General features: G+C 66.9%; 22 protein-coding genes. 8 read left to right on the forward strand and 14 right to left on the reverse strand.

Annotated features, from left to right (window positions below):
- From pgaB to pgaD, 3 genes are read left to right on the forward strand one after another with little or no spacing between them, the layout of a single operon-like run.
- Nucleotides 1-1,902, forward strand: coding sequence for a poly-beta-1,6-N-acetyl-D-glucosamine N-deacetylase PgaB (gene pgaB / locus SOM47_RS06600; RefSeq protein WP_320505128.1), 1,902 nt, complete (start codon nt 1-3; stop codon nt 1,900-1,902).
- A 1-nt stretch (nt 1,903) separates the two neighbouring features.
- Complete coding sequence (gene pgaC / locus SOM47_RS06605) at nt 1,904-3,154, forward strand: poly-beta-1,6-N-acetyl-D-glucosamine synthase (protein WP_320505129.1); 1,251 nt, start codon at nt 1,904-1,906, stop codon at nt 3,152-3,154.
- The gene (pgaD, locus tag SOM47_RS06610) at nt 3,151-3,639 is read left to right on the forward strand and encodes a poly-beta-1,6-N-acetyl-D-glucosamine biosynthesis protein PgaD (protein ID WP_320505130.1); all 489 of its coding nucleotides are present in this window, start codon (nt 3,151-3,153) and stop codon (nt 3,637-3,639) included. The genes pgaC and pgaD overlap by 4 nt, the downstream gene beginning before the upstream one ends.
- Before the next feature lie 106 nt (nt 3,640-3,745).
- Here pgaD and SOM47_RS06615 read toward each other — a convergent pair whose 3' ends face one another.
- The 11 genes from SOM47_RS06615 to SOM47_RS06665 all read right to left on the reverse strand — a co-directional run bounded on the left by SOM47_RS06615 (nt 3,746) and on the right by SOM47_RS06665 (nt 15,008).
- Nucleotides 3,746-5,002, reverse strand: a complete 1,257-nt coding sequence (locus SOM47_RS06615) for a glutamate-5-semialdehyde dehydrogenase (RefSeq protein ID WP_320505131.1) — start codon at nt 5,000-5,002, stop codon at nt 3,746-3,748.
- A gap of 17 nt (nt 5,003-5,019) precedes the next feature.
- Nucleotides 5,020-6,183 carry a glutamate 5-kinase gene (gene proB / locus SOM47_RS06620; protein ID WP_320505132.1) on the reverse strand — a complete coding sequence of 388 codons (1,164 nt, stop codon included), beginning with the start codon at nt 6,181-6,183 and terminating at the stop codon, nt 5,020-5,022.
- Nucleotides 6,184-6,190: 7 nt separating this feature from the next.
- A complete protein-coding gene (locus SOM47_RS06625; RefSeq protein ID WP_320505133.1) occupies nt 6,191-6,424 on the reverse strand; it encodes a YciI family protein in 234 nt (77 codons plus the stop codon).
- Nucleotides 6,425-6,453: 29 nt separating this feature from the next.
- Complete coding sequence (gene argH, locus SOM47_RS06630; protein ID WP_320505134.1) at nt 6,454-7,749, reverse strand: argininosuccinate lyase; 1,296 nt, start codon at nt 7,747-7,749, stop codon at nt 6,454-6,456.
- A gap of 40 nt (nt 7,750-7,789) precedes the next feature.
- The gene (gene argC, locus SOM47_RS06635; RefSeq protein WP_042614063.1) at nt 7,790-8,743 is read right to left on the reverse strand and encodes an N-acetyl-gamma-glutamyl-phosphate reductase; all 954 of its coding nucleotides are present in this window, start codon (nt 8,741-8,743) and stop codon (nt 7,790-7,792) included.
- Nucleotides 8,740-9,342 carry a GNAT family N-acetyltransferase gene (locus tag SOM47_RS06640; protein WP_320505135.1) on the reverse strand — a complete coding sequence of 201 codons (603 nt, stop codon included), beginning with the start codon at nt 9,340-9,342 and terminating at the stop codon, nt 8,740-8,742. The genes argC and SOM47_RS06640 overlap by 4 nt, the downstream gene beginning before the upstream one ends.
- Entirely contained in the window at nt 9,339-10,667 is a 1,329-nt protein-coding gene (locus SOM47_RS06645; RefSeq protein ID WP_320505136.1) for an acetylglutamate kinase, read from the reverse strand. The genes SOM47_RS06640 and SOM47_RS06645 overlap by 4 nt, the downstream gene beginning before the upstream one ends.
- A 71-nt stretch (nt 10,668-10,738) precedes the next feature.
- Complete coding sequence (locus SOM47_RS06650) at nt 10,739-11,827, reverse strand: acetylornithine deacetylase (protein WP_320505137.1); 1,089 nt, start codon at nt 11,825-11,827, stop codon at nt 10,739-10,741.
- Nucleotides 11,828-11,917: 90 nt separating this feature from the next.
- Nucleotides 11,918-13,114: an argininosuccinate synthase gene (locus tag SOM47_RS06655; RefSeq protein WP_320505138.1), complete on the reverse strand. Its 1,197-nt coding sequence runs from the start codon at nt 13,112-13,114 to the stop codon at nt 11,918-11,920.
- Nucleotides 13,115-13,174: 60 nt separating this feature from the next.
- A complete protein-coding gene (locus SOM47_RS06660; RefSeq protein ID WP_320505139.1) occupies nt 13,175-14,185 on the reverse strand; it encodes an N-acetylornithine carbamoyltransferase in 1,011 nt (336 codons plus the stop codon).
- Between the two features lie 262 nt (nt 14,186-14,447).
- On the reverse strand, nt 14,448-15,008 hold the full coding sequence (locus SOM47_RS06665) for a hypothetical protein (protein ID WP_320505140.1): 561 nt from the start codon (nt 15,006-15,008) through the stop codon (nt 14,448-14,450).
- A gap of 175 nt (nt 15,009-15,183) precedes the next feature.
- Between SOM47_RS06665 and cysS the strand changes: the two genes are divergently transcribed.
- From cysS to SOM47_RS06680, 3 genes are read left to right on the forward strand one after another with little or no spacing between them, the layout of a single operon-like run.
- Nucleotides 15,184-16,560 carry a cysteine--tRNA ligase gene (cysS, locus tag SOM47_RS06670; protein WP_320505316.1) on the forward strand — a complete coding sequence of 459 codons (1,377 nt, stop codon included), beginning with the start codon at nt 15,184-15,186 and terminating at the stop codon, nt 16,558-16,560.
- Between the two features lie 56 nt (nt 16,561-16,616).
- The gene (locus tag SOM47_RS06675) at nt 16,617-17,069 is read left to right on the forward strand and encodes a SufE family protein (RefSeq protein WP_192083266.1); all 453 of its coding nucleotides are present in this window, start codon (nt 16,617-16,619) and stop codon (nt 17,067-17,069) included.
- Nucleotides 17,066-18,313, forward strand: coding sequence for an MFS transporter (locus tag SOM47_RS06680; protein WP_320505141.1), 1,248 nt, complete (start codon nt 17,066-17,068; stop codon nt 18,311-18,313). The genes SOM47_RS06675 and SOM47_RS06680 overlap by 4 nt, the downstream gene beginning before the upstream one ends.
- Nucleotides 18,314-18,512: 199 nt before the next feature.
- Here the strand turns inward: SOM47_RS06680 and SOM47_RS06685 are convergent, their stop codons facing one another.
- The gene (locus SOM47_RS06685; protein WP_320505142.1) at nt 18,513-20,117 is read right to left on the reverse strand and encodes a transglycosylase SLT domain-containing protein; all 1,605 of its coding nucleotides are present in this window, start codon (nt 20,115-20,117) and stop codon (nt 18,513-18,515) included.
- Nucleotides 20,118-20,240: 123 nt separating this feature from the next.
- On the opposite strand from SOM47_RS06685, the gene SOM47_RS06690 reads away from it, so the two are divergent.
- Complete coding sequence (locus SOM47_RS06690) at nt 20,241-21,746, forward strand: helicase HerA-like domain-containing protein (protein ID WP_192083263.1); 1,506 nt, start codon at nt 20,241-20,243, stop codon at nt 21,744-21,746.
- A gap of 43 nt (nt 21,747-21,789) precedes the next feature.
- The gene (gene greB, locus SOM47_RS06695; RefSeq protein WP_042614075.1) at nt 21,790-22,308 is read left to right on the forward strand and encodes a transcription elongation factor GreB; all 519 of its coding nucleotides are present in this window, start codon (nt 21,790-21,792) and stop codon (nt 22,306-22,308) included.
- Nucleotides 22,309-22,412: 104 nt separating this feature from the next.
- Here greB and SOM47_RS06700 read toward each other — a convergent pair whose 3' ends face one another.
- Nucleotides 22,413-23,249: a DUF3025 domain-containing protein gene (locus SOM47_RS06700; RefSeq protein WP_320505143.1), complete on the reverse strand. Its 837-nt coding sequence runs from the start codon at nt 23,247-23,249 to the stop codon at nt 22,413-22,415.
- Between the two features lie 29 nt (nt 23,250-23,278).
- The gene (rimO, locus tag SOM47_RS06705; RefSeq protein ID WP_320505144.1) at nt 23,279-24,652 is read right to left on the reverse strand and encodes a 30S ribosomal protein S12 methylthiotransferase RimO; all 1,374 of its coding nucleotides are present in this window, start codon (nt 24,650-24,652) and stop codon (nt 23,279-23,281) included.
- Between the last annotated feature and the right edge of the window lie 198 nt (nt 24,653-24,850).

Here is a 24,850-nt window from a genome sequence, read left to right on the forward strand (position 1 = left end):
ATGCGAGTGAGCAACCTGCGACTGCCGATGATGATGATCCTGCTGGTGCTGCTGGCGCTGTGCGCACCGCTGCAGGCCCAGACCCGCCCGGAACTGGATGCGGCCGGCAACGGCCTGCTGGTGCTGAGCTACCACGACATCCGCGATGACGTGGCGGCCAAGGGCGATCCGGATGCCTACGCGGTGAGCACGCAGAACTTCGCTGCCCACCTGGACTGGCTGTCCGCGCACGGCTACCACCCGGTGTCGCTGAGCCAGCTGGTCAAGGCATCGCGTGGGGAAGCGGTGCTGCCGTCCAAGCCGGTACTGCTGACCTTCGATGACGGCCTGCGCAGCGTCTACAGCAAGGTCTACCCGCTGCTGCGTGCGTACGACTATCCCGCTCTGGTGGCGGTGATCACCGACTACGTGGACATGGCGCCGGATCGCACCATCGATTACGGCTACCGTCCGTTCGGTCGCGATGATTTCCTGACCTGGGAGCAGCTGCGCGAGATGAAGGACAGCGGCTTGATCGAGCTGGCCAGCCATACCGACAACCAGCACCACGGGGTGCAGTCCAACCCACAGGGCAACTCCACTCCTGCGGTGATCACCCGTGCCTACGACCCGGCCACCGGCCGCTACGAGTCCGCGGCCGCCTACGAAAAGCGCCTGCGCGATGACCTTTCGCGCAGTGTCGGACTGATTGAAAAGAACCTCGGCGTGCGCCCGCAGGCCATCGTCTGGCCGTACGCGGCCTACAACCAGCTCAGCAACGCGATCGCCGAGCAGCTCGGCATGCCGGTGTCCTTCGACCTGGAAGGCCGCAGCACGCCGGTCACCCGCGACCTGCACGGCCTGGCACGCTTGCTGGTGAGCGGCAATCCGAACGTCACTGGACTGGCCTTCGAACTGCGCCGCAACACCACCCTGGACGGCACCCGCGCCCTTCAGATCGACCTGGACGCGGTGTATGACAAGGATCCGGCGCAGCTGGCGCGCAACCTGGACATGCTGATCGACCGGGTCAAGAAGATCGGCCCCACCCACGTCTACCTGCAGGCCTTCGCCGACCCGGACGGCAACAACACCGCCGATGCGCTGTATTTCCCCAATCGCCACCTGCCGATGCGCGCGGACCTGTTCAACCGCGTGGCATGGCAGCTGAAGACCCGCGCAGGCGTCAAGGTGTACGCGTGGCTGCCGGTGCTGGGTTATGAACTGCCCGATCCGGCGCAGAAGCAGGCGCTGGGCATCGCCAGTCCGGAAAAAGACGGCATGTACCGGATGGACTTCACCAAGCCGGCCGCGCGCCAGATCATCCTGGACATCTACGAAGACCTGGCGATCAACTCCTACTTCGAAGGGCTGCTGTTCCACGACGATGCCTACGTACGCGATACCGAACTCACCGGCCTGGCGCAGGAAGGCCTGGACGGCAACCGCACCCAGGCGCTGATCGACTTCACCCTGGCCCTGCGTGACCGTGCGCAGCGCTGGCGGCCGAAGCTGGGCACCGTGCGCAACCTGTACGCGCAGCCGGTGCTGGAGCCGCAGAGCGCGGCATGGTTCGCCCAGCGCCTGGACCTGTTCAACGCCGCCTACGACCATACCGCCCTGATGGCGATGCCCTGGATGGAAGGCAGCCGCCACCCCGAGCGCTGGCTGGACCGGCTGGTGGCCGCGGTGCGTGAACACGATCCGGAGCTGAAGCACACCCTGTTCGAGCTGCAGACCGTTGACTGGCGTACCCGGACCGCGATCCCCGGCGAGCGCCTGCGTGCGCAGGTACGTCGCCTGCAGGCACAGGGCGTGCGTCACCTGGCCTGGTACCCGGATGACTTCATCGCCGACAAGCCGTCCACCGCCGATGCACGCGCGGCGATGTCGGCGCGCAACTTCCCCTATCCGGAGCGGTGACATGGACCACACGCCTGTCTACTACCTGTTCCAGTTCGCCTTCTTCTACCCCATGGTGATGGCGTTCTTCTGGATGTCGGGAGGCCTGTACTACTTTCTCCGCCGCGAGCGGAAGTCGCGCGACCGCAATGATCCGCCGCCGATGGACGAGTACCCGTTCACTTCGCTGCTGATTCCGTGCCACAACGAATCGGACAACCTGGACGACACCATCGGCGCGGCGCTGGCGCAGCGTTACCCGGACTTCGAGGTGATCGCCATCAACGATGGCAGCGGCGACGACACCGGCGCGCGCCTGGATGCGCTGGCGGCGATCCATCCGCGCCTGCGCGTGGTGCACCTGGACCGCAACCTGGGCAAGGCCAATGCGCTGCGCATGGGGGCATTGGCGGCGCGCTCGGAGTACCTGGTCTGCATCGATGGCGATGCGATGCTGGAAGAGCACGCCATGCACTGGATGGTCTGGCATCTCACCCGTGGCTCCCGCGTGGGCGCGGTCACCGGCAACCCGCGCATCCGCAACCGCTCCACACTTCTGGGCCGCCTGCAGGTGGCCGAATTCTCTTCCATCATCGGCATGATCAAGCGGGCCCAGCGCGTGTACGGGCGCATCTTCACCATCTCCGGGGTGATCGCCGGCTTCCGCCGCACCGCCCTGCACCGCATCGGCTACTGGGCCGATGACATGGTCACCGAAGACATCGACATCAGCTGGCGCCTGCAGCTGGACCACTGGGACATCCGGTACGAACCCAACGCGCTGTGCTTCATCCTGATGCCGGAAACCCTGCGCGGGCTGTGGAAGCAACGCCTGCGCTGGGCACAGGGCGGCGTGGAGGTGCTGCTGCGGCATGGCATGAGCCTGTTCAACTGGCGCAAGCGCCGCATGTGGGGCGTGCTGGTGGAGTACATCTTCAGCGTGCTGTGGGCCTATGTGATGCTGTTGATCATCGTGTTGTGGGCGCTGGGCAAGGTCGTCGACCTGCCGCCGTCGCTGTACATCCAGACGCTGCTGCCGCAGTGGCACGGGGTGATCCTGGCCCTGGTCTGCCTGCTGCAGTTTGCCAGCAGCCTGATCATCGACCGTCGTTACGAAATCAACATCGGCCGTAATTACTTCTGGGTGATCTGGTACCCGATGGCCTACTGGTTGATCAGCCTCTTCACCACCCTGGTGGCACTGCCGAAGACACTGCTGAAACGAGGCAGGAAGCGCGCCACCTGGGTCAGCCCGGACCGGGGAATTCGATGAACGCCAACAAGCCGTCCCGTCGTTTTGATTCGCGCCTCATCCAGAAGCCGCGCCAGCAACCCCGCCTGCAGCGCACCGCGTGGGGCTTCGTCACCCTCGCGTTCTGGGCGTTCTATTTCTATCTGTGGGCGCCGGTGCTGACCCTGATGTCCTGGCTGGTGGGTGGCCGCCTGGCCTGGATCCAGCTGTACGAGCGCAAGCAGCAGCTCGATCCGTTCCTGGTCATCGCCCTGCCGGTATTGCTGATCGGTTGCGCGGCGCTGCTGATCCTGTGGGCGGAGTACAACCGCTACCGCTTCGGTGGCAAGGAGCGCCGCGCCCCGCGCGTGGATGTCGAACTGCCGGAGATCGCGCGTGACCTGGGAGCCACCGATGCGCTGGCACGCCAGCTGTCCGGCGCCAAGGCGGTCACGCTGCACATGGACGATGATGCACGCCCGGTCGGCATGACCGAACAGGTGCTGATGCAACCTGCTTTCCGGTAGTGGCGGCCGCTGGCCGTCAACCTCACGCCTTCGCCGCTGCGCTCGCCGAGCATGGCTCGGCGCTACCGGGTGACGACCCGCCCCGGTGGGTGACGACCGTTGGTCGTCACACCTTTGCCGTACGCACCTGCCCTTCCCCGCGCACCACGAAACGTTCCACCGTCAACGCTTCCAGACCCATCGGGCCGTACGCATGCAGGCGCGTGGTGGAGATGCCGATCTCGCTGCCCAGGCCGAGCTGGCCGCCATCGGAAAAGCGCGAAGAGGCGTTGACCATCACCACTGCCGATTGCAGCGCATGGATGAAACGCTCGGCATTGGCGGCGTCCTGGGTAGCGATCACTTCGGTGTGGTCGGAGGTGTAACGGCGGATATGCGTGATCGCAGCCTCCACGTCATCCACCACTTTCACCGCGATGATCAGATCCAGGAACTCGGCCGCGTAGTCCTCATCGGAAGCAGACGTGCTGCCCGGCAGCAACGGCTGTGACAGCGCATCGGCGCGCAGCTCCACGCCGCGCGAAGCCAGGGCCTCGCCGGCGCGCGGCAGGAATTCCCCGGCGATATCACGATGTACCAACAGGGTTTCCAGCGAATTGCACGCCGAGGGCCGGCTGCACTTGCCATCAACCAGCAGTTCGAGGGCTTGGCCGATATCGGCGCTGGCATCCACGAACAGGTGGCAGACGCCCTTGTAGTGCTTGATCACCGGCACGCGCGCATGCTCGGCGACGAAGCGGATCAGGCCTTCTCCTCCGCGCGGAATCGCCAGATCGATCAGCTCGTGCAGCTGCAGCAGTTCCAGCATCGCCTCGCGGCGCAGGTCGGTCAGCACCGTCACCGCCGCCTCCGGCACTCCATGGGCTGCCAATGCACTGCCCAGCGCAGCGGCGATCGCGGTATTGGAATGGATCGCCTCCGAGCCGCCGCGCAGGATCACCCCGTTGCCGGCCCTCAGGCACAGCGCCGCGGCCTCGGCGGTGACGTTGGGCCGCGCCTCGTAGATCATCGCGATCACCCCCAACGGCACGCGCACTTTCTGCACGCGGATCCCATTGGGGCGCACGTCGTCGCGCGTCACCTGGCCCACCGGGTCCGGCAGCCCGGCCACCTCGCGCACTGCCTCGGCCATGGCGAACAGCCGCGACGGGTCCAGCATCAGGCGATCCAGCATGGCGTTGCCGATGCCCTTCGCGCGTGCTGCGGCAAGGTCACGCGCATTGCCGGCCAGGATCTGTCCAGCGTTGGATTCCAGCGCCGCAGCCATGGCCCGCAGCAGCGCGCCGCGCTGCGCCGTGTCCAGCCCGGCCACCATGGTGGCGGCGGCACGGCAGGCGCGTGCCTGTTGTTCGATGTCACTCATGGGAATCGCCTCGTGGTTCATACCAGCACCAGGTCGTCGCGGTGCACGACGTTTCCACCATAGTTGTAGCCCAGTGCCGCTTCGATGTCGCGCGAATGGCGGCCAGCGATGCGGCGTATGTCGCTGGCCGCATACTGGGTGATGCCGCGTGCCACGCTGACCTCGCTGCCTGCATCGCCCGCCCGGGAGCGGATCTCCACCATGTCGCCGCGGCGGAACTCGCCGTGCGCGCCGGTGATGCCGCCGGGCAACAGCGAAGCCCCCTTGGCCCGCATTGCCTGCACCGCGCCATCGTCGACCCAGATCACCCCGGGTTCCACGGGTGCGTGCCGCAGCCAGTACTTGCGTGCGGCCTCGCGACTCTGCGCTGCATGCAGGCGCGTTCCCTGCAAGCGCCCCTGTGCCAGCGCACGCACCACATCGCCGTTGCGGCCATTGAACAGGATCGTCTCGATGCCCAGCCGCGCTGCCTTGGATGCGGCTTCCAGTTTGGTGCGCATGCCGCCGGTGCCGGCGCTGCTGCCGCTGCCCCCGGCCATCGCCAGCACCTCGGCAGTCAGTTCATGCACGTGCGCGATCGGCTGTGCCGACGCATCCCGGCGCGGATCGGCGCTGTACAGGCCGTCGATGTCGGTGGCGATGAACAGCACATCGGCATCCACCAGCGCCGCCACAGTAGCGGCCAGGTTGTCGTTGTCGCCAAGCTTGAGCTCGTCCACCGATACCGTGTCATTTTCATTGACCACCGGCAGCGCGCCCAGCCGCAGCAGCTCGTTGAGCGTGGCACGGGCGTTGAGGTAGCGACGGCGGTTGCGCAGGTCATCATGGGTAAGCAGCACCTGCGCCACGGGACGTTCGAAGAAGCGTTGCCACAGCCCGATCAGCTGGGCCTGGCCGAGTGCGGCCAACGCCTGGCGGGCAGCCATCGCCGCGCCATTGGCCTCCACCCGCGGCAGGATCGCGCGGCCGGCGGCGACCGCGCCGGAAGACACGATCACCACCTCGCGGCCGGCCAGTACGTTGGCCGATACGAACTGGGCAAGCCCCAATGCGTAGCGCGGGGACAGCCCGCCGCCATCGGCGGCGAGCAGGCTGCTGCCGACCTTCAGCACGGCGCGCCGCCAGTCCGGCAACGCTTGTTCGGGAAACGGCGATGCGGTCATGGCGGCAGGGTCGCTCATCAGGGGCTCAGCGGGTGGTCCATTCGTGGACGGTCAGGTCCGAAGACTGCAGGGTCACCAGCGGATCGCGCGCGACGATGGCACGCGCCTGCTCCAGGTTGGCGACGTTGCACAGCACGTACGCCCCGCCGCTGCCGTCACTGAAACCGCCGGTCAGCTGCAGCTGGCCGGCGGCATTCAGTTCATCGAGGAAGGCGATATGCGGCTGCACCGCCGCCGGATCGAAGTCCGGCCGGCGCATCGCGATCACCAGGTAGACGGTGCCGGCCGTCAGGCCAGCGCCTGCCAGCGCGCGCGCAGGACGTCCAGGCGCAGATCGGCGGCGGCGCCGGGCGAGACCCGGGCGGCCAGGCTGCCTTCCGGCGTCCGTCCCTGCCCGGCACTGTCGGCGCCGGCCGCAGCGGCCTTGTAGGCCTCGCGGAACGGCACCCCGGCGACGGCCGCCTCGACCGCCACGTCGGTGGCGTACATGCCCGAATCGATGCCGGCCAGCAGCTTGTCGTTGCGCCATTCCAGGTTGGCCAGCAGCGCCGGCAGCAGTTCCAGCGCGGCCAGGCCACGGCCGAAGCCGTGGAAGATCGCGCCCTTGGACCCCTGCAGGTCACGGTGGTAGCCAGACGGCAGCGACAGCAGCTGCTCGATCTCGGTACGGGCAGCGGCGACGCTGGCATGGGTGGCGCGCATCAGCTCGATGACATCGGGATTGCGCTTGTTCGGCATGATCGAGCTGCCGGTGGTGTACTGCGGCGGCAGCGCCACGAAGCCGAATTCCGCGCTGGTGAACAGCGACAGGTCCCATGCGATGCGGCGCAGGTCCAGGGTGGCGCCGCTCAGTGCTTCCAACGCGGCCATCTCGAACTTGCCGCGCGACAGCTGCGCGTAGATCGGCGATACCTGCATGCGCGCGAAGCCGAGCGCGGCAGTGGTGTGTTCACGGTCCAACGGCAGGTTCACGCCGTAGCCGGCGGCGGTACCCAGCGGATTGGCATCCACCAGCGCGTGTGTATCGCGGGCGCGGACGGCGTTGTCGATGAACGCCTCGGCCCAGCCGGCCCACCACATGCCGGCGGAGGAAACGACGGCACGCTGGATGTGCGTATAGCCCGGGATCGGCAGGTCTTTCTCGGCCTCTGCACGGTCCAGCGCCACCTTGGCGATCTCCGCGCTGAGCTGCGCCACCCGCTGCAGCTTTTCCTTCAGCCACAGCCGGGTCGCCACCAGCACCTGGTCGTTGCGGCTGCGGCCGGTGTGGATGCGGCGGCCAGCATCGCCGAGGCGATCGGTCAAGCGCGCTTCGATGGCCGAATGGCCGTCTTCGTACTGTTCGTCCAGCACGAACCGGCCGGCGCGGAAGTCATCGGCCAGCACCTCCAGTTCGCGCTGCAACCCGGCCAGCTCGTCGGCACCGAGGATGCCGATGTGCTGCAGGCCCTCGGCATGCGCGGCACTGGCGGCGATGTCATGCAGGAAGAATTCGCGATCCAGGATCACGTCATCACCGGCCAGGAAGGTCTGGATCTTTGCGTCGACCGCGACGCCCGGCTTCTGCCACAGAAGGTCTGCCATGCTGTGCTCCATCGGCGGCGTGGGCCGCCCGTTGATTCAATCAGTGCGGGATCGAAGTGAGTTCGTCGATGCCCAGGGCGAGGTTGAGGTTCTGCATGGCCTGGGTGGCTGCGCCCTTCAACAGGTTGTCCAGCGTGGTCACCACCACCACCCGCTTGCCGCCCGGCGCCACGGTGAATCCGCCGACCTGCACGCCGTGGCGGCCGGCGATGCGGCTCACCCACGGCGCTTCGTCGACCACTTCGATCAGCGGCTCACCAGCATAGGCATCGGTGAAGCGCGCGGCGATCTGTTCGCGGGTCTGGGCCTGGTTGAGCCAGATATTGACCGTCATGGTGATACCGCGGAAGTGCGGCGCCACGTGCGGCATGAACTCCACGGGCACGCGCAGGTGCGCGGACACCTCGCGTTCGTGGACGTGGTTGGTCAATGCGTACGGCATCAGGTTGTCGGCCAGCAGTTCCGGATTGTTCTTGTCCGAAGGCGTGGTGCCGGCGCCGGAATAACCGGAAACACCGAAGCACTGCGGCGGACCGGCCAGCAGGTCCAGCAGCGGGTGGATCGCCAGCTGCATCGCGGTGGCATAACACCCCGGGTTGCTGATGTGCTTCTCACCGTTGTAGTTGCCGCGGGTCAGCTCGGGCAGGCCGTAGTACCAGCTTCCCTCGAAGCGGTAGTCAGCAGACAGGTCCACGATGACCGTGTCCGGCTTGGCGGCTTGCAGCGCGGCGACGAACGGTGCAGCCAGGCCATTGGGCAGCGCCAGGATCACCGCGTCCACACCCTTGGCGGCGACCGCATCGGCGTCCAGGTTTTCGTACTGCAGCTCGCCGGTGATTTCCGGGTGGTGCCCGGCCAGCCGCTGCCCAGCGCGCTCGCGCGAGGACACGAAAGCCAGCTGCAGGCGCGGATGCGCGGCCACCAGCTTGATCAGCTCCGCACCGGTGTGGCCGCGGGCGCCGACGATGCCCAGGGTGAAGGTTGTTTCATTCATGCGTGGGTATCCAGGCGGAACTGCAGGTGGCGTTTCACCGCCGCCCATTCCGTATCGATGATGGAGAAAACGACGGTATCGCGCGGCGTACCGTCGGGATGCCGGGTATGGTTGCGCAGCACGCCGTCCTGCTTGGCGCCAAGGCGCGCGATGGCCGTGCGCGAGGCATGGTTGAACCAGCTGGTTTCAAACACCACGGCCAGGCAGCCGAGCGTTTCGAAGGCATGCCGCAGCAACAGCAGTTCGGCCTCGGTATTGACCCCGCTGCGCTGCACGCGTGGTGCATACCAGGTGTAACCGATGCTCAGCCTGGGTACGCTGGCATCCAGTCCGTAATAGCGCGTGGTACCGACGATCTCTCCGCTTGCATCACGGATCACCATCGGCAGCACCTTGCCTTCGCCCTGCGCCTGCAGCGCCGCCTCGACATAGTCAGCCACGCCCGCGACCGATGGCACCTGGGTGAACCACAGCTGGTCCAGCCCGGTGCCTTCCACGGCGCGCTGCAGGCCCGGCACGTGTGCGGCCTGAAGCGGTTCAAGCGAGACATGGCGGCCTGACAGCGTCGGCGCAGCGGTCCACCCGGTGACCGTGCTCATCCGAGCAGGCTCGGCGAACGCTGCGCGCAATGGTCGACGTAGGCCTTGATGCGGTCAAAGCCATCAGCACCGAACCAGAAGGTCTTCCACGTGCCCTGTTTGTAGCAGCCATCGGATTCGGCGTAGTAGAAGTGGTTGATCGGGTTGCCGTTGCGCGAGCGCCAGAACAGCTGCGGGGTCTCGTCCAGCATCACGTTCCACACCGCCCGGCCCAGGCCCTCGCCCTGTGCGTCGTCGAGCACCGCGAATTTATCCAGGTACACGCCTTCCGCTTCGTCGGTGAGGATCACCGCGGTGCGGTAGTTTTCGCTGACATACGCGCGCAGCAGACGGGTCTTGTCGAAGTAATCCGGCACCAGCACGCGGCCGAAACTGGATTCGATCAGCCCGCGCAGGCGCGGCAGGTCCAGTTCCTCCCATGCGGTCGCGCGCAGCACGCGTTCGCCCTTGCGCACCAGCGTGCCCGAGCCCTTGTGGGTGAACAGTTCCTTGGCCAGGTCGGCCGGCCGGGTGATCGACACCGAGGACTCCAGCGGCAGGCGGTCCAGCAGCGATTTGATCTGCTCGATCTTCACCTTCATGCCGCCGTGGATCCACGGCTGGCTCATCAGGTGTTCGTACTCGGTGGACAGGTTGATCGAGTCGATCACCTTGCCCTCCTCGTCCAGCAGCCCGCCGGTGCCGGTCAGGAAGATGATCTTGTACGGCTGCAGCTCCTGTACCAGTTCGTTGGCGGCGAAGTCGGCGTTGACGTTGAGGATCTGCCCGCTGCGGGTTTCGCCCAGGCTGGTGATGACCGGGATCGAGCCGGCGCGCAGGCTGGCTTCGATCGGCGCCAGGTTGACCTTCTTCACTTCGCCGACCAATCCATAGGTGGCCTGGTCCATGTACTCGGCTTCGAACACGCCACCGGTGATGGACGTGGCACGCGCACCGTTCTGCTGCAGCGCTTCCACCAGCCGCAGGTTGGACTGCTGGAAGACCTGGCGCACGATCGCCAGCGCTTCCGGCGAGGTCACCCGCAGGCCGTTGATGGTCTGCTTCTCGATGCCGGCAGCGGCCAGCTCGGTGTCCAGCTGCGGGCCGGCACCGTGCAGCACGATCGGGGTCAGCCCGACTTCCTGCAGGAACGACAGCGAGGACGTCAGCGCCTCCAGGTCATCGCGCAGCACCGCCCCGCCCACTTTCACCACCGCGAAGCGTTTGGCGTCGAGCTGCGAAAAACGCTTGAGGTACTGGCTGATTTCCTTCGCGCTGGCCATGCTGGAAAGCAGGCGCACGATGGTCTGGCGGGTCTGGCGATGAGGCTGGAGGGCTGGGGACATTTCGGTTTCATCACAGGCGGCGGGGGCCGCGTTGCAGTTCCGCCGTGCCGGGGCACGACGGCATTGGGGGGTCACGCGCCGGCGCTGATGATCCGGTGCACGGCGTCGGTATAGCGCTGCAGTTGTTCCAGCGTCACGAACTCATCGGCGGTATGGGCCTGGGCGATGTCGCCCGGGCCGAACACCAGCGTGGTGTAGCCACCGGCGGAGAACAGCGAGGCTTCGGTCCAGAAATCCACCGCGTTGCCGATCGGCAGGTCCAGCGCATCGGCCACGTCACGCGCGGCAAGGCGCCGGTTCTCGGCATCGGCGATGTCCCCGGCCGGGAGGCTGGGGCCACGGAAGGTTTCGGTGAACAGCGCCGCTTCCGGCTCGGCCAGGCCGGCGAAAGTGGCCAGCAGCGCATCGATGTCCATCGACGGCAGCGGACGGAAACCAAAGCGCAGCTCGGCCGCTGGCGCGATCATGTTGGCCTTGATTCCGCCCTCCACGCGGCCGATGTTGAAACGCAGCCCGGTCAGCCCGCCGAAGCGTGCCGAGGACAACGATTCCACATGGTCCAGCGCGCGGTTGCCCCAGCGCATCGCCTGGTGCAACGCGCTGGCGGCCGCATCCTGCTTGCCCGACGCGTGGCCGGCGCGGCCTGCGAACTGCATCAGCACCGAGCTGATGCCACGGTGGGCCAGCACCGCCTCGCTCATGGTCGGCTCGGCCACCAGCACCGCCTCGTAGGGCAGGCCACGGGCCAGGAAGGCGGCAATGCAGCGCGGATCGTTGGCTTCTTCGTCGCTGGAAAACAGGAATGCCGCATCACCTTCGCTGGCATTGGCGGCAGCCACCAGCGCCGCGGCCGCGCCCTTGATGTCACACACGCCCAGCCCGACCACGCGGTCGTCCAGGCGGCGCATCACATGCGGATCCGCGCTCCAGTGGGGCGAGTCCGGCACGGTATCCAGGTGCACGTTGAACAGATACTTCGGCGTACCACGCACCGCATGCAGGCTGACCGCCCCGTCACCATGGTCGATCACCTCCACCTGGAAGCCGGGCAGGTTGTCGCGCAGGTAATCGAAGATTCCCCCCGTGGTGATCGCACGCGGCGGATTGCGGGTATCGAAAGACACCAGCGCCTGCAGGTGATGAAGCGTCTGTTCCAACATGAATCAACGATCCCGGTAGTGCCGGCCGCTGGCCGGCAACGATGTCAGCAAGACCTGCTGGCCAACGGCCGGCAGGTCCCTCAGCGGCAATCAGCCGCGATTTACCTGCGCATAAAGGGTGGAGCTCATCCCGAACAGCTTGATGAAACCTTCGGCCTCTTCCACGCCCCAGTCGGCCGACTGCGCATAGGTGGCGCCCTTGGTGTTGAGCAGGTGCGGCGAACGCACGGCCACCGCATCGACGCGGCCGCCACGGGTCTCCAGCACGACTTCACCGTTGACCTTGGACTGCGAGGACTTCAGGAACGCCTCGAGGTCGGTCTTCAGCGGATCGTGGTAGAAGCCTTCGTACACCAGCTCCACCCACTTGCGCGCCACGTCCGGCTTGAAGCGGTTCTGCTGCTTGGTCAGCACCGCATCTTCCAGCGCACGGTGCGCGGCCAGCAGCGACACCAGCCCCGGCGCTTCGAACACGATGCGGCCCTTCAGGCCGATCACGGTGTCGCCGGTGTACACGCCACGGCCCACGCCATAGGGGGCGAACAGCTTGTTGAGCGTGGCCAGGATCTTCTCGCCCGGCAGTGCCTTGCCGTCCAGCGCCACGGCAACGCCGTCGACGAACTTCAGGGTGACGGTGAGGGCCTGCTCCGGCCACTCGCTGCGCGGTGCGCACCAGCCGCGGGCGCCTTCGCCCGGCGCTTCCCAACGGTCGATCTCACCGCCGGACATGGTCAGGCCCAGCAGGTTCTCGTTGATGGTGTAGGCCTGCTGCTTGGCGCGCACGCCGAAGCCGCGCTCTTCCAGGTACTTCTGCTCGTAAGCGCGGGTCTGGGTGTGTTCTTTCTGGATTTCGCGGATCGGGGCGATGATCTGGTAGTCGCCCAGCGCCTTCACCGCCAGGTCGAAACGCACCTGGTCGTTGCCCATGCCGGTGCAGCCATGCGCGATGATGTTGGTACCCAGTTCGGCGGCGCGCTTGAGCGCAGCATCGACGATCAGGTAACGGTCCGACACCAGCAGCGGGTACTGGCCCTGGTAGCCTTCACCGGCCCAGACGAACGGCTTGACGAAACCTTCCCAGATCGCAGGACCACCATCGACGGTGACATGGCTGGTGACACCCAGCTCGGCGGCGCGCTTTTCGATGAAGTCGCGCTCTTCGTCATCCACGCCGCCGGTGTCGGCGAACACGGTGTGCACGTTGTAGCCGCGCTCCTGCAGGTAGGGCACGCAGAAGCTGGTATCAAGGCCGCCGGAGAAGGCGAGGACGACGTCTTTGTTGCTCATGGGGGTAAGGTCCTGGTAGCGCCAGGTGATGCCCGGCGGAATGTTCGAATCAGAAAGAAATCAGCGGCCGGCCAGCGCGGCCATGATGGCCTTCTGCACGTGCAGCCGGTTCTCGGCCTCGTTGATGGCGATGCACTGCGGCGAATCCATCACCGCATCGGTGGCCTTGACGTTGCGACGCAGCGGCAGGCAATGGCTGAAGACCCCGTTGTTGGTCAGCGCCATCTTCTGCTCGTCCACGATGAAGTGCTTGTACTGGTCGCGGATCGGCTTTTCCGGTTCCCAGTTGCCGAAGAACGGCAGCGCGCCCCAGCTCTTGGCGTACACCACGTCGGCACCGGTGTAGGCGCTTTCGATGTCATGGCTGACCTGCAGCGAGCCGCCGTTCTCGGCCACGTTCTGCTCGGCCCAGCCCATGTAGCGCTCGTCCAGGATGTAATCCGGGGTCGGGCACAGCAGGGTCACGTCCATGCCCATGCGGGTGGCGATGGTCAGGGCGGAGTTGGCCACCGCGGTGTTGAGCGGCTTGGGATGGTAGGTCCAGGTCAGCACGTACTTCTTGCCACGCAGGTCCTGGGTGCCGAAGTGCTCCTGCAGCGCCATCGCGTGGGCCAGTTCCTGGCACGGATGGGTGATGGTTTCCATGTTGATGACCGGCACCGGCGAATACTTGGCAAAGCTCTTCAGCACGGTGTCTTCGCGGTCGACCGACCAGTCCACGAACTTCGGGAAGGCACGCACCGCGATCATGTCGCAGTAGCGGCCGAGCACCTGGGCCACTTCGGCGATGTGTTCTTCGGTATCGCCATCCATCACGGTGCCGAGGTTGAACTCGATCGGCCATGCATCCTTGCCCGGCTGCAGCACCACCGCGTGGGCACCAAGCTGGAAAGCACCCAGTTCGAAGCTGGTGCGGGTGCGCATGGACGGGTTGAAGAACACCAGCGCGATCGATTTGCCTTTCAGCTGGTCGCCGAGCTTGTTGCGCTTGAACAGCGCGGCCTGGGTCAACAGCGCATCGAGTTCGCTGCGGCTCCAGTCCTGGGTGTTCAGGAAGTGCGTGAGGGACATCAATCGATCCTTGCGGTGTGGAATGGGTGCGGATGCAACTTTTCAGAACCCGGAAACGAAAAAACCCAGCCGGGGGGCTGGGTTTTTTACCGAACAGACAGCACGAAGCTCCGGTCACCCAGCGGAAATGTGGGATTCCGGTCGGCGGGCACGCGAGGTCATGCTGCTGGCCTGGCGGGCGGCGCTGGAGTCGTGCTGGAAGTCGGTGGCGTTCATTTCCGCCCATGGTGGCATGGCCGATGGTGCGGTGCAAGAGCCGGCGTCAGGGATTTGCCGGCGAGCCCTGCTCGGCTCCGACCCACGGGGTGATCGAGACGCGGATCTTCAGCCGGTTGCCGGGGTCTTCCGGCAGCCGCGAGCGGTACTTGGTGCCCTTGTAGACATAATCCACGTCATAGGCGATGGGCCGGCGGAACTCGCGACCGACCGGCACGATGCGGCAGTCCCGGGTCAGGATCGGCGCGTTGCTGGGCTGGGCCCCGGCCGGCACGGCGGCCACCTCGTCACTGCCCTCTTCGCCGGGCTTGAAGATCGATCGCACCGAATCCCACAGGCGCCCGAAGCGGCCCTTCTCTTCCACCGGCTCTTCACCGGTAACGTTGACCGGCGGCAGGTTGCGCGTGGTGACCGGTTCACAATGCTCTTCGGTGCGGGTGGCACGCAGGATCTGGAACACCGGCTCGACGTTGAGCACCTGGGCGTAATCCAGCTTGATGTTCTCCACGATCACCACCCGGTTGCGCGGCTCGGCCTCTTCCGATTGGGCCATGGCAGGGCCGGCCAGCAGGCAGGCAGCCAGTGCGGGAAGGAAGAGGTATCTCATCGGCAACGGGTTCGAGGGCACATCGATAGTGTAGGCAGCACGGACGCCAAGGGGCTGAACATTACCCGTCCGCGCCGCAGGGGGCCAGCCCATGGCGTGCCCGGATGACCCCGCGCGGTACCCCGGGAGCCCCTGCAGCGCTAGAATCGACGGCTTGTCCCCCAGCGCCCCCACCATGACCCTGCGCCTGCACAACAACCTGACACGCCAGCTGGAAACGTTCACTCCGCTCGATCCGGCCTGTCCGACCCTGTATGTGTGCGGCCCCACGGTCTACAACTACGTGCACATCGGCAACGCGCGCGGCCCGGTGGTGTTCGGGGTGCTGGCCGACCTGCTGCGCCGTCGCTTCGGCACCCTGCGCTACGCCCGCAACATCACCGACGTGGATGACAAGATCAACACCGCCGCGCGCGAGCAGGGCGTCCCGATCAGCACCATCACCGACCGGTTCGCCGCCGCCTACCGCGAGGACATGGCCGCCCTCGGCGTGGTGCCGCCGGACATCGAACCGGAAGTCACCGCGCACATGCCGCAGATCATCGAGATGATCGCCCGGCTGATCGGCAGCGGACATGCCTACGCCGCCGAAGGCCACGTGCTGTTCGCCGTGGACACCTTCGACGGCTACGGCAAGCTCTCCCGCCGTGATCCTGAGGAAATGCTGGCCGGCGCCCGCGTCGAAGTGGCCCCGTACAAACGCGCAGCCGGCGATTTCGTGCTGTGGAAGCCCTCCAGCGACGATCTGCCCGGCTGGGACTCGCCGTGGGGCCGTGGCCGCCCTGGCTGGCACATCGAATGCTCGGCCATGGCCGCCGCCCACCTGGGCCCGACCATCGACATCCACGCCGGTGGCGTGGACCTGCAGTTCCCGCACCATGAGAACGAAATCGCGCAGAGCGAGTGCGCCCACGGCGGTGAGGTCTTCGCGCGGTTCTGGCTGCACAACGGCATGCTGAACTTCGGCGGCGCCAAGATGAGCAAGTCGCTGGGCAACATCGAGCGCGTGCACGACCTGGTCCAGAAGCATCCGCCCGAAGCCCTCCGCCTGGCCCTGCTTTCGGCGCATTACCGCCAGCCACTGGACTGGTCCGATGCGGTGATCGAGCAGGCCGGGCGCACCCTGGACCGCCTGTACGGCACCCTGCGCGACCTCGCCAACCTGCCGGCTGCTGCACGCATCCCGGCCGTGGTCGAAGCCGCGCTGGACGATGACCTCAACACACCGCTGGCGCTGGCCGAACTGGCCCGCATCGCCGGTGAAGCACGCAAGGCCACCGATCCCACCGAGCGCGCCCAGCTGAAGCAGGACCTGCTGGGCGCCGGCCTGGCGCTGGGCCTGCTGCAGCAGGATCCCGCCGCATGGTTCGGAACCGCTGGCGGCAGCAGCGACGACGATGCCCGCATCCAGGCCCTGATCGACGAGCGCGCCGCTGCCAAACAGGACCGTGATTTCGCCCGCTCCGACGCCATCCGCGACCAGCTGGCCGCCGAAGGCATCGTGCTGGAAGACACCGCGCAGGGCGTGCGCTGGGTGCGCAAGCGCGCCTGATCGCCCTCGTGCCGGCCCCATCCCGGCCGGCCGCACCCCGCCAGATGAAGAATGAAATGACCGATTCCCCGTTCCCGCTTGAACCTACCGCCGCCGAGGCCCAGACCACCATCGCCGAGGAGTTCTCCTTCTTCGGCGACTGGTCCGAGCGCTACCAGTACCTGATCGACCTGGGCCGCAAGCTGCCGGTCTTCCCGGAAGAATGGAAGACCGAGGAGCACCGCCTGCTGGGTTGCCAGTCGATGGTCTGGATCGTGCCGGAGGGCAATGCCGATGCCCTGCACTTCCGTGCGGTCAGTGACTCGGCGATCGTGTCCGGGCTGATCTTCCTGGCCCTGCGCGTGTACTCCGGGCGCTCCGCACAGGAGATCATCGACACCGAACCCAGCTACATCCAGGACATCGGCCTGTCGCGGCACCTGTCGCCCACCCGCAGCAACGGCGTGGCCGCGATGCTGGCCTTCATCCGCGAAACCGCGCAGGCCCAGCTGCACTCCACGCGCCCGTGAGCCTCCCGGCCCCCACCGAAGAGACCGCGCGCACCCTGCTGGCGCGGCCGGGCTTCAGCCAGCTGCTGGCCTACCGCATCTTCGCGATGCTGTCCTACCAGGTGGTTGCGGTCACGGTGGGCTGGCACATCTATGAAGTGACCCGCAATCCGTTTTCGCTGGGCCTGGTCGGGTTGGCCGAAGTGCTGCCGTTCTTCTGCGTGGCCCCGTTTGCCGGCTATCTGGTCGACCATCTGCCGCGACGCCGGCTGGGCATGGTGGCCTGCGCCGGACTGGTGGCGACCGCACTGGTGTTGTGCGCGGTGGCGCTGGGCTGGCTGCCGTTCCACGGTGTGTGGCCGATCTATGCCGCCATCGCGCTGACCGGCATGGTCCGCGCCTTCCTGTCGCCGATCTACAACGCGCTGTTCGCACGGGTGCTGGAGCGGCATCAGTTTGCCCGCGGCGCAGGCCTGGGCAGCGTGTTCTTCCAGGCCGGCATGGTGGTGGGGCCGGCGCTGGGCGGCGTACTGGTAGGCTGGGGCGGAAAGGGCGTGGCCTACGGCGCTGCGACTGGCTTTGCGTTGATGGCGATGGCCTGCCTGGCCACGCTGAAAGTCAGCGAACCGGTGCACACCGGCCCGGCCGCGCCGATCTTCCGCAGCATCGCCGAAGGCGCGCGCTTCGTGATCGGCAACCGGATCATGGTCGGGGCGATGGCGCTGGACATGTTCTCGGTGCTGCTGGGTGGCGTGGTGGCGATGCTGCCTGCGTTCCTGCAGGAGATCCTGCATTACGGGCCCGAAGGGCTGGGCATTCTGCGTGCAGCGCCTGCGCTGGGGTCCATCGCGGTCGGCCTGTGGCTGGCCCGCCACCCGCTGCAGAAGCATGCCGGCCGCGTGCTGTTGTTCGCGGTGGCCGGCTTCGGGCTGTGCGTGATCGGCTTCGGGCTGTCGCACCACTTCTGGCTGTCGGCGCTGATCCTGCTGTTCTACGGTGCGTTCGACGGCGTGTCGGTGGTGGTGCGTTCGACCATCCTGCAGCTGGCCACGCCGGAAGAAATGCGCGGCCGGGTGTCGTCGATCAACGGCATCTTCATCAGTTCGTCCAACGAACTCGGCGCGTTCTATGCCGGCACGATGGCCAGGTGGCTGGGGCTGGTGCCGGCGGTGGTGCTGGGCGGTTTTGCGGTATTGAGCGTGGCGGGCATCACCGCGTGGAAGAATCCAACGCTGCGCCGCCTGAACCTGCGCGACCTGCAATAGATCCACAAGCGTGACGACCAGCGGTCGTCACCCACCACGGCAGCGGAACAACATGACGGCCAGCGGCCGTCACTACCCCCCGGTGAATCGGTAGCGCCGAGCCATGCTCGGCGGGATCCAGCCGCGTGACGACCAACGGTCGTCACCCACCACGGCAGCGGAACCCCATGACGGCCAGCGGCCGTCACTACCGGGTTGGTCAGTTGCCGCAGCCCTGCAGCTTCAGTGTCTGGCCCTGGCGCAGGCTGTAGGCCGGGGCCTTCAGGCCATTGGCGCGGGCCAGGGTTGGCACATCGCAGCTGAACTTCGCCGCGATCCGGCCCAGGGTTTCACCCCGGCCCACCTTGTGCGAACGCACTGGCTGCGCGCGCGGCGCAGCGGGACGTGGCGTCACTACCGGCGCGGTCGGGGCGGTGCCCACCACGCTGGCTTCCGCTGCGGCCACCGGCACCACCCCGCCCACCGCCACGCTGCCGGTGAAGCTGGCTGCGCTCGGGCGAACGATCGCCGCGTTCAGATCGGCCGTGATCAAGGTACGTGCCAGATCGGCGCGCGGGCCACTCACGCAGTTGCGCGTGTACAGGCCGGCGATGCGGGTGGTCGCGTTGATCAGCGTGCCGGCCGGAATCCAGCCGTCCGCTTCGTAACGCGGGTTGAGGTTGCGCAGCGTGCGCATGTAGCCATCGCGCGTACCCTGGCTGCCCAGGCAGATGGTCAGCTCATAGATCGTGGTGGACTTGGCCAGGCGCACCGTCGCCGGCTGCGCGTTGACCTTCGGGAACTCCACGCCGTACTGCTGCGGATGCAGGAAAATCCAGGCTGCGGCAATGACCATCGGCACGTAGTCCTTGGTCTCGGCGGGGAACTCGTTGTAGACGCTGTCCACCCAGAAGCTCTGTCCAGCGTTCTGCCGGAACACGCGCAGCGCGCGCCCTTCGCCGCCGTTGTAACCGGCCAGCGACAGTTCGATGTTGTTGTTGAGCTGGCGCATGCGCTCGTTGAGGTACGTCGCACTGGCTTCGGCTGCGCTGCGCGCATCGAAGCGGGTGTCGAAGCCGGTGCCATCCGGACCCAGCCCGAACCGCCGGCCGGTGGCCGGCATGAACTGCATCAGGCCGGCAGCGCCGGCACGCGAAGAGGCGTGCACGCGGCCATTGGACTCCTTGGCCATGATGCCGAACAACAGCGCTTCGGGCAGGCCGCGCTTCTCCCATTCCGGCCACATCACCGCGCGCACGTTCTGGTAATTCTCGTAGCTGGTCAGCAGGGCCGGACGCATATCGGTCAGCCAGCGCCGGATACCCGCCTGGATGGCCGGGTTGTACTCCACCATGCTGTCGAAGGCGTGGCGCTTGTCATTGAGCAGCGCCGCCGCGCGCGCCGCTTCGGGCACGTCGGCCGCCAACGGCCCGATGTGGTCCGGATCGGCCTGCAGGGTGTCACCGGCTTCGTCGGCGACGCTGTCTTGGCCCTCGGCGTCGGCGTCGCGCTTGAGCAGGCGCTTGTAGGTGGCCAGCAGGGTGCTCATCTGGCAGCCCTTCTGTACCACGCACTCGCTCAGCACGTCTTCCATGTCTTCCAGCGCGGCATCAGCCTCGGCGGCGCCCTTGGGATCGGCATTGGCCACGCGCAGCAGCGCGTCGGTATAGCGCTTCTCGGCCACGCCCATGCGCTGCTGCAGCGCTTCGGCCTTGGCCCGGTCACGGTTGGAAACACGTTGCGCATGGGCGTCGGGGACGGCCAGCAGCAGGCTGGCGAGGGCCAGGACGGGCAATCCACGAACAAGCAGGACAGGAACGGGCATTTTTGGCACTGTGTGCGAATCAGGCAGGCAGAGTAGCGGTGCCGCCACGATCCGGGCAACCCGGAGATGGCCCGCACCGTGCAGCCGGTTAACATTGCGCGCATTCATCACAAGGGATGGACCATGGACCCGATTCTGCTCGGCAAGGGCATCACCGACGACGTAGCGGTCACCCTGTTGCCGAAGCTCGGCAATCGCCACGGCCTGGTGGCCGGCGCCACCGGTACCGGCAAGACCGTGACCCTGATGACGCTGGCCGAAGGTTTCTCGCGGATCGGCGTGCCGGTGTTCCTGGCCGACGTGAAGGGCGATGTGTCCGGCCTGGCCGTGGCCGGCGCCGGCGGCGATACGCTGCTGCAGCGCGCCGCGCAGATAGGCGTGGCCGACTACGCGCCGGCCGCCAGTCCGGCGATCTTCTGGGACCTGTACGGCAAGCTGGGCCATCCGGTGCGCACCACCGTCAGCGAGATGGGACCCACCCTGCTCACCCGCATCCTGGAACTCAGCGACACCCAGGCCGGGGTGATGGACATCGTGTTCAAACTGGCCGACGACCGTGGCCTGTTGCTGCTGGACCTGGACGACCTGCGTGCGCTGCTGGGGCTGGTGGCCGAAGAGCGCAAGGACATTTCAACCGAATACGGACTGGTCAGTGCGCAGTCGGTGGCGGCGATCCAGCGTGCCCTGCTGCGGCTGTCGCAGGATGGCGGCGAAGCGTTCTTCGGCGAGCCGGCACTGGAACTGGCCGACATCATGCGGGTCAACCACGATGGCCGCGGGGTCATCGGCATCCTCGCCGCCGACCAGCTGGTGCTGAAGCCGAAGCTTTATTCGACCTTCCTGCTGTGGCTGCTGTCGGAGCTGTTTGAAACCCTGCCGGAAGTGGGCGACCTGGAAAAACCCAAGCTGGTCTTCATCTTCGACGAGGCCCACCTGCTGTTCAACGATGCGCCCCCTGCCCTGGTGCAGCGCATCGAACAGGTGGTGCGGCTGATCCGTTCCAAGGGCGTGGGCGTGTACTTCTGCTCGCAGTTCCCTGATGACGTGCCATCCAACATCCTCGGCCAGTTGGGCAACCGCGTGCAGCATGCGCTGCGCGCTTTCACCCCGCGCGACCAGAAGGCGGTGAAGACCGCTGCCGAAACCTTCGTGCCGAACCCCAAGCTGGACGTGGCACGCGTGCTGTCCTCGCTGGGCACCGGCGAAGCGCTGGTGTCCACCCTTCAGGACAAAGGCATCCCGATGCCGGTGCAGCAGACCCTGATCGCCCCGCCACGCTGCCGGATGGGGCCGGTCACCGACGCCGAACGTACGCAGGTGCGTGCCGGCAGCCCGGTCGGCAGCCGCTACGACACCGCCATCAACCGTGAATCGGCGGCCGAACTGCTGGCCCAGCGCGCGCAGAAGAGCGTCGAGCAGGCCGCCACCCCCAAGGCGCGCACGCGCGAGCAGGACGACGCGCACGACGGCGGTTTCGGCCAGACGATCAAGGATGCGATCTTCGGCACCAAGCGACGCCAGGGCATGATCGAAACCATGGCCAAGCAGACCACGCGCACGGTGGGCACCAGGCTGGGCAACCAGATCGTGCGCGGGATCCTCGGTGGCATCTTCGGCGGAAAGCGCTGAAGGCCCGTAAGCTGTCGCATTGCAGTTGCGTAGAGAGCAGTAGATGTCGCGTTGGCGTCCCCCCGCAGAAAAGAGCACCGCGCTGATCACCTCCGGCGGCCATGCACGGCTGAAAGCCGAGCTGGAGGACCTGTGGCGCGCGCGCCGCCCGGAAGTGGTGAAGGCGCTGGCCGCGGCGGCGGCCGAAGGTGACCGCTCGGAGAATGCCGAGTACACCTACCGCAAGAAGCAGCTGGGCGAGATCGACCGCCGCGTGCGCTACCTCAGCAAGCGGCTGGAGGCGCTGCGCGTGGTCGATGGCGAACCGAGCGACCCGCAGGCGGTGTTCTTCGGCGCGTGGGTGGAATTGGAGAATGTGGACACGGCGGAGATCAGCCGTTACCGCATCGTCGGGCCGGACGAAACCGATGCCGCCACCGGCTGGATCAGCATTGACTCCCCGCTGGCACGGGCGCTGTTGAAGAAGCGCGTAGACGATGAGTTCGAGGTCGAACTGCCCGGCGGCCGGCATGGCTTCGCGATCCTGTCCGTGCGGTACGGCGCCGGAACGCAGGACCGGTAGCGCCGAGCCACGCTCGGCGAGCGCATAGCGCGGCCACCCCAAAAGCCGCCGAGCATGGCTCGGCGCTACCAGAACGCGCGGGACGCGCGCGGGGAACCCTTGACCTACAGCGGCGGCGGATACCCGCGCCCGGCCCGCAACGGACGGAAATACGCCGTCTGTTCGTACAACCCGGCGTCCTGCGCCGGGTGCCAGCCCGGGATGCCGGCCAGCGGCAATGGCCGCAACTCCAGCGGATCCTGCAGCACCGCACCCTCGTCCAGCGCACGCGCCACGGCCGCGATGGAGGCAGCGTCATCCTCGCCCTGCACCACCAGGCATTTGCCTACCAGCAGTCGCGTCGGCAGCAGTGCCTGCTCCATCAGCGCGTGGCCGATCACCGCTGCCACGCCGATGTCCCCGCTCGCCCACTGCCCTGCCCCCTGCACGAACAGCGCCTGCCACTCGTGCGCATCCCACGCCGCCAGCAGGCGCGCGTCACGCACCCGCACGATCACGCCGGACTCGTCGAACTGGGTCAGCGCGGCCTGCGTGCGGTTGCGGGCGTGTGGGCCCATCTGCTGGATATGCACGCACTGGCGGGTATTGAGCGCCCGCTTGATGTACGGGTAGCGCGCCCAGACCAGCGCGTTGAACAGGTCGTGCCAATTGCAGGCGCGCGTGGCAATCTGGCCGGTTTCGGCAATGCGCTGCTCATAGTGCCAGCCATCGGCGAGCAAGGTCGCGTCCTGCTCGACCAGCCGCTTGTCCTGCAATGGCAGCACGGCGTTGAGCATTTCGATGGAAGGCCACTCCGTATCCGCCAGCAGCCGGGTAAACGGCGCCAGTGCGTCAAACAGAGGATGCGCGAAGCGGGCCGCATCCACCGCCTCGCGCGGTGGCGCGACGAAGCGGCGGCGGGTCGCGCCGGACTCCGCAGAGTGACGGCCAACAGTCGCCACCCACCCGGGATCCGGCGCGTCTGCCTGGGTCACAGCATTTTCAGGTCGAGCGCCTTGCGTGCGGCAGGCACGGCAGCCGGCGGCAACGCGTCGCCATACAGATCGTGCTCGTCGCTTTCGGTGATGTCGACGTCGACGAAATCGCCGACCCGCAGGGTCACCTCATCGGCATTCTGGATATGCACCAGCCCGTCGATCTCCGGTGCGTCGGCCTTGGAACGCGCCACCGCGATGTCACCCTCGATCGCATCGACCAGGCACTGCTGCACGGTGCCGATCTTGGCTTCCAGCCGCGAGGCGGAAATCTGCGCCTGCTTTTCCATGAAACGCGCCAGGCGTTCCTGCTTCACCTCTTCCGGCACCGGGTTGGGCAGGTCGTTGGCCGTGGCGCCTTCCACCGGCGAATAGGCGAACGCACCGACACGGTCCAGCTGTGCCTCGTCCAGGAACGACAGCAGTTCCTCGAATTCGGTTTCGGTTTCGCCGGGGAAGCCGACGATGAAGGTCGAGCGCACGGTGATGTCCGGCGCGATGCGGCGCCAGTTCTGCACCCGCTCCAGGGTTTTTTCCACCGCACCCGGACGCTTCATCAGCCGCAGGATGCGCGGGCTGGCGTGCTGGAACGGAATGTCCAGGTACGGCAGGATGCGGTTTTCCGCCATCAGCGGCACCATCTCGTCCACGTGCGGATACGGGTACACGTAGTGCATCCGCACCCAGGCATCCAGCTCGGACAGACCTTCGCACAACGACTTCATCCGCGTCTGGTAGGCCTTGTCGCGCCACATGCGCTCGGCGTACTTGACGTCCACGCCGTAGGCGGAGGTGTCCTGGGACACCACCAGCAGTTCGCGCACACCGCCACGCACCAGGCGTTCGGCTTCGCGCAGCACCTCATCCACCGGCCGCGAAACCAGCTTGCCGCGCATCGAAGGAATGATGCAGAAACTGCACTTGTGGTTGCAGCCCTCGGAAATCTTCAGGTACGCGTAATGGCGCGGGGTCAGCTTGACCCCGTAGTCCGGCACCAGGTCCACGAAGGGGTCGTGACGCGGCGGAATTGCCGCATGCACCGCTTCCATCACGCTCTGGTAGTCCTGCGGCCCGGACACGGCCAGCACGTCCGGGTATGCCTCGCGGATCTGCTCCGGGCGCTTGCCCAGGCAGCCGGTGACGATCACCTTGCCGTTGGCGTTCATCGCCTCGCCGATCGCATCCAGCGATTCGGTCACCGCCGAATCGATGAAGCCACAGGTGTTGACCACCACCACGTCGGCGGCGTCGTAGGTCGGGACGATGTCGTATCCCTCTACCCGCAACTGGGTGAGGATGCGCTCGGAATCGACGAGGGCCTTCGGACAGCCAAGGCTGACGAAGCCGACTTTGGGGTTCAGCTGGGACATGGATCGGGACTCTGGGGGCCTGGGCCGGGCGTGGCCTGGGGGCCTGGATCGGACAAGTATACCGGGCCCGCCGGGCGCCCCTGAACCCTGCCCGGCCCACAGGTGGGCCACGGCAAGGACACGCTAGTCACCTACGTGGATTCCACAGCATTTCGCATGGTCAGACAGCCCAGACAGTCACAGGATGGACGGGCGCGC

The organism is Stenotrophomonas sp. CFBP8980 (genome assembly GCF_034046095.1).
In the GTDB taxonomy this organism is placed as follows: Bacteria; Pseudomonadota; Gammaproteobacteria; order Xanthomonadales; family Xanthomonadaceae; genus Stenotrophomonas; species Stenotrophomonas lacuserhaii.

Excerpts from the sequence above, each read along its gene's own strand:
- pgaB (WP_320505128.1), top strand. The coding sequence starts at position 1 with ATGCGAGTGAGCAACCTGCGACTGCCGATGATGATGATCCTGCTGGTG.
- SOM47_RS06685 (WP_320505142.1), bottom strand. The coding sequence starts at position 20,117 with ATGCCCGTTCCTGTCCTGCTTGTTCGTGGATTGCCCGTCCTGGCCCTC.
- SOM47_RS06650 (WP_320505137.1), bottom strand. The coding sequence starts at position 11,827 with ATGTTGGAACAGACGCTTCATCACCTGCAGGCGCTGGTGTCTTTCGAT.
- SOM47_RS06665 (WP_320505140.1), bottom strand. The coding sequence starts at position 15,008 with ATGAGATACCTCTTCCTTCCCGCACTGGCTGCCTGCCTGCTGGCCGGC.
- SOM47_RS06655 (WP_320505138.1), bottom strand. The coding sequence starts at position 13,114 with ATGAGCAACAAAGACGTCGTCCTCGCCTTCTCCGGCGGCCTTGATACC.
- proB (WP_320505132.1), bottom strand. The coding sequence starts at position 6,183 with ATGAGCGACCCTGCCGCCATGACCGCATCGCCGTTTCCCGAACAAGCG.
- greB (WP_042614075.1), top strand. The coding sequence starts at position 21,790 with ATGTCGCGTTGGCGTCCCCCCGCAGAAAAGAGCACCGCGCTGATCACC.
- SOM47_RS06660 (WP_320505139.1), bottom strand. The coding sequence starts at position 14,185 with ATGTCCCTCACGCACTTCCTGAACACCCAGGACTGGAGCCGCAGCGAA.
- SOM47_RS06645 (WP_320505136.1), bottom strand. The coding sequence starts at position 10,667 with ATGTCCCCAGCCCTCCAGCCTCATCGCCAGACCCGCCAGACCATCGTG.
- pgaD (WP_320505130.1), top strand. The coding sequence starts at position 3,151 with ATGAACGCCAACAAGCCGTCCCGTCGTTTTGATTCGCGCCTCATCCAG.
- SOM47_RS06615 (WP_320505131.1), bottom strand. The coding sequence starts at position 5,002 with ATGAGTGACATCGAACAACAGGCACGCGCCTGCCGTGCCGCCGCCACC.
- SOM47_RS06640 (WP_320505135.1), bottom strand. The coding sequence starts at position 9,342 with ATGAGCACGGTCACCGGGTGGACCGCTGCGCCGACGCTGTCAGGCCGC.
- rimO (WP_320505144.1), bottom strand. The coding sequence starts at position 24,652 with ATGTCCCAGCTGAACCCCAAAGTCGGCTTCGTCAGCCTTGGCTGTCCG.
- argC (WP_042614063.1), bottom strand. The coding sequence starts at position 8,743 with ATGAATGAAACAACCTTCACCCTGGGCATCGTCGGCGCCCGCGGCCAC.
- SOM47_RS06675 (WP_192083266.1), top strand. The coding sequence starts at position 16,617 with ATGACCGATTCCCCGTTCCCGCTTGAACCTACCGCCGCCGAGGCCCAG.
- argH (WP_320505134.1), bottom strand. The coding sequence starts at position 7,749 with ATGGCAGACCTTCTGTGGCAGAAGCCGGGCGTCGCGGTCGACGCAAAG.
- pgaC (WP_320505129.1), top strand. The coding sequence starts at position 1,904 with ATGGACCACACGCCTGTCTACTACCTGTTCCAGTTCGCCTTCTTCTAC.
- SOM47_RS06625 (WP_320505133.1), bottom strand. The coding sequence starts at position 6,424 with ATGCGCCGGCCGGACTTCGATCCGGCGGCGGTGCAGCCGCATATCGCC.
- cysS (WP_320505316.1), top strand. The coding sequence starts at position 15,184 with ATGACCCTGCGCCTGCACAACAACCTGACACGCCAGCTGGAAACGTTC.
- SOM47_RS06690 (WP_192083263.1), top strand. The coding sequence starts at position 20,241 with ATGGACCCGATTCTGCTCGGCAAGGGCATCACCGACGACGTAGCGGTC.